Here is an 8,608-nt window from a genome sequence, read left to right on the forward strand (position 1 = left end):
AGCTATTGTTGGCCAGATCGAAGCCACATCGGCGAGGTAACGGATTACGCACGCCCCGATACCCCGACATTGGCGACCCAGAGTCGATCAAGCACGAGATGCCGTGGGCACCTGCGGACCGGGGCAGCCCGGCCTCCCTGCCAGTCGGGGCCGGAGCGTCCGGATGCCGCGACAGAGCAACGCCGACCACGCGGCGCTGACGAGGGTGGGCAGGAGGTCACCAATCGCTCGTCGGCCAGACGGGATCGGGCTCGCTCCCGTCGCGGGGCAGTCGGGCCACCATCTCGTGGAACTCCCGTACGGTCACCGCCTCGCGCAGGGTCGCGAAGACGGCGCCCGTGCCCAACCGTGCCGTGGCCGCGTCGACTCCGGCACGCTGGCTCACCCGGCGCAGGAAGTCCACCGGACCGGCGTCCATGGGTGGCGGCGTGGCCGGCCCACCGACGTCGAGGCCCACACCGGTGTCGAACCCGTCGCCGCCGGTCGTGACGGCCGGGGTCGGGTCGGTCGGGTGGGCATCCGGCGCGAAGTCGTACAGGTAGCCGTCGACCTGGTCGGGGAGGTGCCCGGCGGGGTCGGGCGCGGCACCGGTGACGCGTTCCGCCATCGTGGTGAGCACCGCGCGGGCGACAGCGGCAGCCTGCCCGGTCGGTAGGCCGGAGCGCCGGGACACCGCGTCGATGAAGTGCCCAAACCCGTCGCCGCCCGCGCTGTCGGTCACGCCCGGGCGGTTACCCGCGCCCGACGAGGGCAAACAGCGCCGGAAGCGGGCCAGTCAGCGCAGCAGGTCGGCGGCCAACAGGTGATCGAAGATGAGCTGGTCGACCGGGGAGGTGCGGTGCCGGTCGGCGTACCCGAGCCAGGCCATCTCGGCGATCTCACTGGCCGGCCGCAACAGCCCCCGGTATCCGGCCTGGTAGCAGGTCATCCGAACGGTGATCCCGGTCGCGTGCCCGTGCGCCTGCGCGCTGAACGTGCCCAGGTGCACCGCGCTTCGCACGTCGACCTCGACGCTCAACTCCTCGTCGATCTCCCGGCGCAGGGTCTCCAGGTCGCTCTCCCCCGGCTCGCGCTTGCCGCCGGGCAGGTACCACACATCCTTGCCCTGCGAACGGGTGCTCAGCACCCGTCCGTCCTCGATGAGGATCCAGGCCACCTTGTCGATCTCGCGCACGCGCGCCTCCCGCCCCGCTGAGAGCGGGCACGCTACCACCCGGCGCGGACCGCGAGACACTCAGTTGGCCAGCAGGTCGAGCAGCAGCGCGGCGGTCCAGCCGAACGCCGGTGAGCCCAGCCCGGCACCCGTGTCCGGGTGGAAGTACTCGTGGCAGCCCGCCCCGGCGACCAGGTCGATCATCGAGCGGCGCAGGCCGGCCGCGAGCTCCGGATGCCCGTGGGTCAGCAGGCCACGCCGCACCAGCCAGCCGATGTTCAGCCAGCTCGGCCCGCGCCAGTAGCGCACCGGTTCGAAGTCGGTCGCGGTGCGGTCGTAGGTCGGCAACGGCCGGTCCATCCACCGGGCCACCCCGAAGCGCGGCGACCGGGCCTCGACGACCAGCGCGTCGACCTGCCGGGCGGGCAGGCCGGGCAGGATCAGCGGCGCGAGCCCGAGCACGGTACGCGCGCCGACGAGCCGATCGGTGCGCAGGTCGCGGGGCTGGAACGTGCCGGTGCCCGGGTCGTACAGCCGGCGTACCAACGCCTCGGTGACGCGGTCCGCGCGGACCCGGTGCGGGGCCGGGTCCGCGCCGGTCAGCGCGGCGATCTCGGCCAGCGCGTGCTCGGCGGCCCCGAACGCCGCGTTGAACAGCGGGCATTCCACCAGGAACGGATGGCCGTCGGCCAGGTCGCGGTCGGCGTAGCCGTGGTCGCGGTAGGCCGCGACGATCGCCAGGTAGCGCGCGTAGTCCAGGTCCGTGGGGCGGTGCGCGGCGTCGGCGTGCGCGGTGTCGTGCCGACGGTACGCGCGCATGACCGCCGCGTCGGCGTCGACCGCGGCCATCGGCTCGTCCCAGGCGGGGCTGTTGTCCAGACCGGACTCCCACGGGTGTACGACGCACACCAGGCCGTCGCCGGCGACGTCCCGCCGCGTCGCCAGGTACCGCTGCTGGGCGACCAGCGCCGGGTAGAGCCGGCCCAGCGCGGCCAGCCCGGCCGGATCGGGCGATCGCCGGTACGCCAGCAGCGCGGCGAGCGCGTGCACCGGCGGCTGGACCAGGCCGGAGGTGTCCATCGTCGGCGCGCCCTCGACGTCGGACGAGCGCCACAGCTCCGGCCCGGGGAAGTACGCGCCGACGCGCGGCGCCGGGTTGAAGACGATGTGCGGCACCCGCCCGTCGGCCCACTGCGCCCGGAACAGGCTCGTCAGCTCCTGCCAGGCCCGTTCGGGACGCACGTGGGCCAACCCGATCGCGATGAACGCGGAGTCCCAGCTCCACTGGTGCGGGTAGAGCGTGCGCGACGGGACGGTGTGGTCGTGCTCCCAGTTGGCGTCGAGGGTGGCGACGGCGAGCCGACGCAGCCCGGCCAGATCGGTCGGACCACCGGTGCGGGTGGGGACAGCGCCGGCGGTCATGCGGCGGCCTGCCGGGGCAGCGCGTGCCGCAGCACCGCGGCGGCCTGTTGCAGGGCCCGGACCGGGTCGCCGCGCAGCCGGCACTCCAGGGCCAGCCAGCCACGGTAGTCCAGCTCCAGCAGGGTCCGCACGAGCGCCGGCCAGTCCAGGTGCCCGGTGCCCGGCTGGTACCGGTTGGAGTCGCTGACCTGCACATGCCCGAGGTACGGCGCGGCGGCGCGCAGCGCCCGGTGCACGTCGTCCTCCTCGATGTTCATGTGGAAGGTGTCGGCGACCACCCGCACCGAGGGCAGCCCGAGCGCGGCGCACAGGGCGACCGCCTCGTCGAGCCGGTTGACCATGTGGTCCTCGTACCGGTTGAGGGGTTCGAGGAAGAGGGTGACCCCCTCGGCGCGGGCGTGTTCGCCCAGCTCGCCGAGGGCGTCGAGGAGCACCTGGCGGTCGCCGGCCGGCGGGCGTGGCGGCTCGAACGGCGGCAGCCGCCGGGAGAACATGCCCCACGCGGCCGGGGTCATCGCCCCGACGCCGCCCAGCTCGGCGATGACCGAGAGCTGGGAGCGCAGGTTGCGCACGGCGTCGGCGGACCGGGCGGGGTCGAAGTCGCCGATGAAGTGGTCCATCTCGACGCAGACGGTGGGCATCACCACCCCGGCGGCGCGGGCCCGGCGCAGCTCGGGCAGTCGGTCGGCGAACGCGAGGTCACCGCGTCCGCGCAGCTCGATGCCCTGGTAGCCGAGCGCGGTGGCGAGGGCGTACTTCTGGATCAGGTTGGTGCCCGGCAGGAGCTGTTCCTGGCAGGCCAGCGCGATGGTGGTCATCTAGAACCTCAACACCACTTGGAGGACGTCACCGGCGCCGCGGTCGAGCAGCGCGAGGGCGTCGGCGACCGCGCTGGCGTCGACGATGTGGCTGACCAGCGGCAACGGGTCGACGCTGCGCTCAGCCACCAGGTCCATGAAGGTCTGCGCGACCCGGTCTCCGGTCCACCGGCCGGCCATGCCCGGCGCGGGGGTGGGCCCGGAGACCTGGGCGGCCACCAACTGGATGCGGTTGTGGTGGAACTCCTCGCCGAGGCCGAGCGCGTCGGCCTGGCCCTGGTAGAAGCCGGCGGCCACGACCCGGCCGGCGTGTGCGGTGGAGCGGATCGCCTCGTGCAGCGCCGGGTACGCCCCGGACAGCTCCAGGCAGACGTCCGCGCCCCGGCCGTCGGTGGCCGCGCGCAGCACGGCGGCGGCAGACTGGGTTGCGACATCCACTGTGGACCGCGCGCCGTAGCGGGTGGCGTACGCAAGCCGGCCGGGCACCTGGTCGACGGCGACCACCCGGGCGCCGGAGAGCACGGCGAGCCGGGTGGCGAGCAGCCCGATGACGCCCTGCCCGAAGACGCCTACCCAGTCGCCCAGGTGCAGGTCACCGGCGAGCACGGCGGTGAGCGCGATCGCGCCCGGCCGGGCGAAGACCGCCGCGAGCGGGTCCAGGTCGGCGGGGAGCGGCCGGACCGCGTCGGCGGCGAGCACCGCCTCGGCCCGGTGCCCCCAGATGCCCCACACGAGCTGCCCCGGGTGCCGGTCGACGACGCCCGGCGCCACCTCGACGACCTCGCCGACCTCCTCGTAGCCGAAGCCGATCAGCGGGTACGGCACGGGGGTCTGGCGGGGGAGGAACATGCGGGCGGCGTCGTCCCAGTCCTTGCTGAGCCGGGGATTGCTGCCCCGGTAGAGGGTCAGCTCGGTGCCGGCGGAGATGCCCGAGTAGCAGGTGCGGACCCGGACCTGGCCCGGGCCGAGCGGATCCGGCGGGCAGGGCTCGAGGCTGATCCGTCGAGGCCCGGCGAGAGAGACCACCCAGTTGCCCATGTGTCACATCCCGGTAGCACTGGGCTCCAGGATAGACACAAAATCGCAATATGTCTTGTTATTGATCAATCGAAGGTGTTGAATCCGGCATGTACCCTTCGAGAGGAGTGCCACCGATGTCAGCACCTCCGAGGCGGATACTCGCCACCACCCTGATCATGGCATTGACCGCGTCCACCCTGCTGGCCTGCGGAGATGACGGATCAGACAGCAACAGCAAAAAGATCACTGTTTGGAGCCTGGAGGACGTTGCCGACCGCGTCACCGCCACCAAGGCGATCATCGCGGACTTCACCGCCAAGACCGGGATCCAGGTCGACCTCGTGACCGTCAACGAGGACCAGTTCCCCTCCCTGATCGCCGCCAACGCCGCCGCCGGCGACCTGCCCGACGTGGTCGGCTCGGTCTCCCTGGCCGGCATCCGGACGCTCGCCGGCAACGAGCTGCTGCACGCCTCGGCCAACGCGGAGGTCGTCGACAAGCTGGGCCGACAGACGTTCTCTCCGCGAGCGTTGGAGCTGACCTCCGACGACGGCAAGCAGCTCTCCGTGCCCAGCGACGGGTGGGGGCAACTGCTCGTCTACCGCAAGGACCTGTTCGCCGCCGCCGGCCTGCCCGCCCCCGACACGTACGAACGGATCACCACCGCCGCGGCGAAGCTGAACACCGGCGGCGTCGCCGGCATCACCGCGGCGACCTCGCCCAGCGACGTGTTCACCCAGCAGACCTTCGAGCACCTGGCACTGGCCAACGGCTGCCAGCTCACCGACGACTCGGGCGCGGTGACGCTCGATTCGCCGCAGTGCGTCGAGACGTTCCGCTTCTACGGCGACCTGATCCGCACCAGCTCGGTGAAGGGCGCGCAGGACGTGGACACCACGCGGGCCACCTACTTCGCGGGCAAGGCGGCCATGGTGATCTGGTCGCCGTTCATCCTCGACGAGCTGGCCGGGCTCCGCAACGACGCCAAGCCGACCTGCCCGCAGTGCCAGGCCGACCCGAGGTTCCTGGCCAAGAACAGCGGGTTCGTCACCGCGATCAAGGGCCCCAACGGCACCGAACCCGCGCAGTACGGCGAGATCAGCTCCTGGGCCGTGCTCGACGGCGCGGCGGCCGACCCGGCGAAGTCCTTCGTGGAATACATGCTCGGTGACGGCTACCCGCGCTGGTTCGGCATGTCCCCCGAGGGTCGATTCCCGGTGCGCAAGGGCACCCCGGCCGAGCCGGAGGCGTTTCTCACCGCCTGGAACACCAGCCAGGCCGGCGTGGACGCCAAGTTGCCCCTCGCCGACGTGTACGGCGACGAGGTGCTGGCCACCCTGCGCAGCAGCCCGGACACCTTCGGGCGGTGGGGGCTCAGCCAGAGGCAGGGCAAGCTGGTCGGCGCCATGCTCGGCGAGCTGCCGGTGCCCAAGGTGCTGGGCGACCTCACCTCCGGCAAGACCGACGCGGCGGCCGCCGCCGCCCGGGCCAGGAAGGACGTCGAAGCGATCAAGGCAGGCGTCAATTGACCACCACCGCCCCCGACACCGGCCGCTCCCCCACCGAGGAGCGGCCGGAGCCGCCCCGCCGCCGACCACTGACGCTGCGCCGCCGCGAGTCCCGTGCCGGGCTGGCGCTGGTCGCGCCGACCCTGCTCGTCACCATCGCGGTCATCGGCATCCCGATCATCTGGACCGTGGTGCTCGCCTTCCAGCGGGTCCGGCTCGCCACCCTGCGCAAGACCGGGCTGTTCGGCGAGTTCACCATGGACAACATCGACCGGGTGCTGCACACCCCCGGCTTCGCCGACACGCTGTGGGTCACGCTGCTCTACAGCATCGGCGGCACCGTCGGGTCGATCGCGCTCGGTCTGGTCGCCGCGCTGGTGGTGCGCCGGCCGTTCCGGGGCCGCACGCTGGTGCGGGCCTCCATGCTGCTGCCGTACGTGGCGCCGGTGGTCGCGGTCACCTTCGTCTGGCAGGTGATGCTCGACCCGCAGCTCGGCATCGTCAACCACTGGGGTCAGCGCCTGCTGGGCTGGGACGCGCCCGTGCCCTTCCTCACCCAGGAGTCGACCGCGCTGGCCACGGTCATCGTGTTCGAGGCGTGGCGCTACTTCCCGTTCGCGTTCCTGTTCCTGCTGGCCCGGCTCCAGGCGGTGCCCGGTGAGCTGGAGGAGGCCGCCCGGGTCGACGGGGCCACCCCCACCCAGCGGTTCCGGCACATCCTGCTGCCGCAGCTGCTGCCGGTGATCGCCCTGCTGGGGGTGCTGCGCTTCATCATGACGTTCAACAAGTTCGACGACGTCTACCTGCTCACCGGCGGGGCCGCCGGCACCGAGGTGGTCAGCGTCCGGGTGTACGAGTTCCTCACCGCCCGTACCGACATCGGCGCGGCTGCCGCGCAGGCGGTCGTTCTGGCCGTGGTGCTCATCGTGTTCGTGCTGATCTATCTGCGCTTCTTCGGACGGAGGGTCGGCTGATGGACCGGGACATGGTCGAGACGGTGAGCCTGCGCTGGCTGCGCCGCCTGGTGATCGCCGCGTTCCTGGTCGTCACCGTCTTTCCCTTCTACTACATGCTCGTGCTCTCGGTGCGCCCCATCGAGCGGCTGCTGCTCGACCCGGGCTCGCTGGTCGTCGGCTTCGGCGAGTTGACCGTCGCCACGTACGCCGAGGTGCTCAAGGCCACCGACGACGGCGGCCAGGGATTCCTCACCTTCATCCGCAACAGCGGCCTCGTCGCCGTCGCGGCGACCGTGCTCACGCTGCTCGTCGCGATCCCCGGCGCGTACGCGGTGGCCCGGCTCCGGTTCTTCGGCCGGCGGCAGGTCGACTTCCTGTTCCTGGCCGTCTACCTGTTCCCGTCGATCGTCATCGCGATCCCGCTGTTCGTGGTCTTCAGCCTCGCCGGGCTGCGCGGCTCGCTGTTCGGCCTGGTGCTGGTCTACATCTCGCAGACCCTGCCGGTGTCGGTCTACATGCTGAAGAACTACTTCGAGACCATCCCGGTCAGTCTGGAGGAGTCGGCGGCCATCGACGGCGCCGGCAGACTCGGCATCATCCGCCGGGTCAGCCTGCCCCTCGCCCTGCCGTCGATCATGGCGGTCGCGCTCTACGACTTCATGATCGCTTGGAACGAGTTCCTCTTCGCCCTGCTGTTCCTGGTCGACAAGCCGGACCGGTGGACGGTGTCGCTGGGGCTGTCACTGCTCTCCGACGGCGTGGAGGTGCCCAAGACGGTGCTGATGGCCGGGTCGGTCGTCCTCACCCTGCCCATCGTGATCCTCTTCTTCGCCAGCGAGCGGCTGCTCACCGAGGGCCTGACCAGCGGCGCGGAGAAGGGCTGACCTGTTTCCCTGATCGGTGGCAGCCCAGCGGCCCGACACGCCGACCCCGTCGCCGCTGAGCTGCCACCGATCGGTGCGCCTGCCGGACCGACCCGTCGCGCCCCGACCGGCCCGGTTACGGTGGCCGTATGGCCAACCCGACCCGCTGGGCGACCGACACCGGTCCGGAGCACTCGCAGTGGTACATCGACCGGTTCCGCAAGCTCGCCGCCGAGGGAGCGGACCTGGCCGGCGAGGCCCGGCTGGTCGACGCGCTCGTCGCGCCCGGGTCGCGGATCCTCGACGCCGGCAGCGGCACCGGCCGGGTCGGCGCCGCGCTGGCCCAGCGCGGGCACACCGTGGTCGGGGTCGACGCCGACCCCGCGCTGGTGGAGGCCGCCCGCGCCGACCATCCCGGCCCCCGCTGGCTGGTCGCCGACCTGGCCGAACTGGACCTGCCGGCGCTCGGCGAGGCGGAGCCGTTCGACGCGGCGGTCCTCGCCGGCAACGTCCTCGCCTTCGTCGCCGCCGGCACCGAGCCGGAGGTGCTGCGCCGACTCGCCGGGCACCTGCGCCCCGACGGCGTGCTGGCGGTGGGCTTCGGCACCGAACGCGGCTACCCGCTGACCGCGTTCGACGCCGACGCGGTCGCCGCCGGGCTGCGCCTGGAGCACCGCTTCGCCACCTGGGACCTGCGGCCGTGGCGCGACGACGCGCCGTTCGCGGTCAGCATCCTGCGTCGCCCGGCCGCCTGACGCCCGACCGGCGTCAGGACGGGGCGGCGACGGCCCGGGGCGCGGCCGGGGGCCGGGGGGGGGCGGCCGGCCCCCGGCTGTCCAGGCCGGCGGGGCGCCGCCCCCGGCGGCCC

At 72.6% G+C, this 8,608-nt stretch carries 9 protein-coding genes; 4 read left to right on the forward strand and 5 right to left on the reverse strand.

Annotated elements, in window-relative coordinates; all coding sequences use genetic code 11:
- Nucleotides 1-217 precede the first annotated feature (217 nt).
- From ABZU46_RS20285 to ABZU46_RS20305, 5 genes are read right to left on the reverse strand one after another with little or no spacing between them, the layout of a single operon-like run.
- Entirely contained in the window at nucleotides 218-721 is a 504-nt protein-coding gene (locus tag ABZU46_RS20285) for a DUF2267 domain-containing protein (RefSeq protein ID WP_354860026.1), read from the reverse strand.
- A gap of 54 nt (nucleotides 722-775) precedes the next feature.
- Complete coding sequence (locus ABZU46_RS20290; RefSeq protein WP_354860028.1) at nucleotides 776-1,174, reverse strand: NUDIX domain-containing protein; 399 nt, start codon at nucleotides 1,172-1,174, stop codon at nucleotides 776-778.
- 60 nt (nucleotides 1,175-1,234) lie between these two features.
- Nucleotides 1,235-2,575, reverse strand: coding sequence for a hypothetical protein (locus tag ABZU46_RS20295; RefSeq protein ID WP_354860031.1), 1,341 nt, complete (start codon nucleotides 2,573-2,575; stop codon nucleotides 1,235-1,237).
- A complete protein-coding gene (locus ABZU46_RS20300) occupies nucleotides 2,572-3,393 on the reverse strand; it encodes a sugar phosphate isomerase/epimerase family protein (RefSeq protein WP_354860033.1) in 822 nt (273 codons plus the stop codon). The genes ABZU46_RS20295 and ABZU46_RS20300 overlap by 4 nt, the downstream gene beginning before the upstream one ends.
- Nucleotides 3,394-4,431 (reverse strand): zinc-binding alcohol dehydrogenase, encoded by a 1,038-nt coding sequence (locus ABZU46_RS20305; protein WP_354860036.1) that lies wholly within the window; start codon nucleotides 4,429-4,431, stop codon nucleotides 3,394-3,396.
- A gap of 116 nt (nucleotides 4,432-4,547) precedes the next feature.
- Between ABZU46_RS20305 and ABZU46_RS20310 the strand changes: the two genes are divergently transcribed.
- The 4 genes from ABZU46_RS20310 (at nucleotide 4,548) to ABZU46_RS20325 (ending at nucleotide 8,495) form a co-directional block, all read left to right on the forward strand.
- Nucleotides 4,548-5,942 (forward strand): extracellular solute-binding protein, encoded by a 1,395-nt coding sequence (locus ABZU46_RS20310; protein ID WP_354860039.1) that lies wholly within the window; start codon nucleotides 4,548-4,550, stop codon nucleotides 5,940-5,942.
- A complete protein-coding gene (locus ABZU46_RS20315) occupies nucleotides 5,939-6,895 on the forward strand; it encodes a sugar ABC transporter permease (RefSeq protein ID WP_354860041.1) in 957 nt (318 codons plus the stop codon). The genes ABZU46_RS20310 and ABZU46_RS20315 overlap by 4 nt, the downstream gene beginning before the upstream one ends.
- Nucleotides 6,895-7,761: a carbohydrate ABC transporter permease gene (locus ABZU46_RS20320; RefSeq protein ID WP_354860044.1), complete on the forward strand. Its 867-nt coding sequence runs from the start codon at nucleotides 6,895-6,897 to the stop codon at nucleotides 7,759-7,761. Before ABZU46_RS20315 ends, ABZU46_RS20320 begins: the two co-directional genes overlap by 1 nt.
- Nucleotides 7,762-7,889: 128 nt before the next feature.
- Nucleotides 7,890-8,495, forward strand: a complete 606-nt coding sequence (locus ABZU46_RS20325) for a class I SAM-dependent methyltransferase (protein ID WP_354860046.1) — start codon at nucleotides 7,890-7,892, stop codon at nucleotides 8,493-8,495.
- The last annotated feature ends 113 nt before the right edge of the window (nucleotides 8,496-8,608 follow it).

It is taken from the genome of Micromonospora sp. NPDC005197 (assembly GCF_040608295.1).
Classification (GTDB): Bacteria; Actinomycetota; Actinomycetes; order Mycobacteriales; family Micromonosporaceae; genus Micromonospora.

Bases quoted from the DNA above. Each gene is read 5' to 3' on its own strand.
- ABZU46_RS20310 (WP_354860039.1), top strand. From the start codon at position 4,548: ATGTCAGCACCTCCGAGGCGGATACTCGCCACCACCCTGATCATGGCA.
- ABZU46_RS20320 (WP_354860044.1), top strand. From the start codon at position 6,895: ATGGACCGGGACATGGTCGAGACGGTGAGCCTGCGCTGGCTGCGCCGC.
- ABZU46_RS20325 (WP_354860046.1), top strand. From the start codon at position 7,890: ATGGCCAACCCGACCCGCTGGGCGACCGACACCGGTCCGGAGCACTCG.
- ABZU46_RS20295 (WP_354860031.1), bottom strand. From the start codon at position 2,575: ATGACCGCCGGCGCTGTCCCCACCCGCACCGGTGGTCCGACCGATCTG.
- ABZU46_RS20305 (WP_354860036.1), bottom strand. From the start codon at position 4,431: ATGGGCAACTGGGTGGTCTCTCTCGCCGGGCCTCGACGGATCAGCCTC.
- ABZU46_RS20300 (WP_354860033.1), bottom strand. From the start codon at position 3,393: ATGACCACCATCGCGCTGGCCTGCCAGGAACAGCTCCTGCCGGGCACC.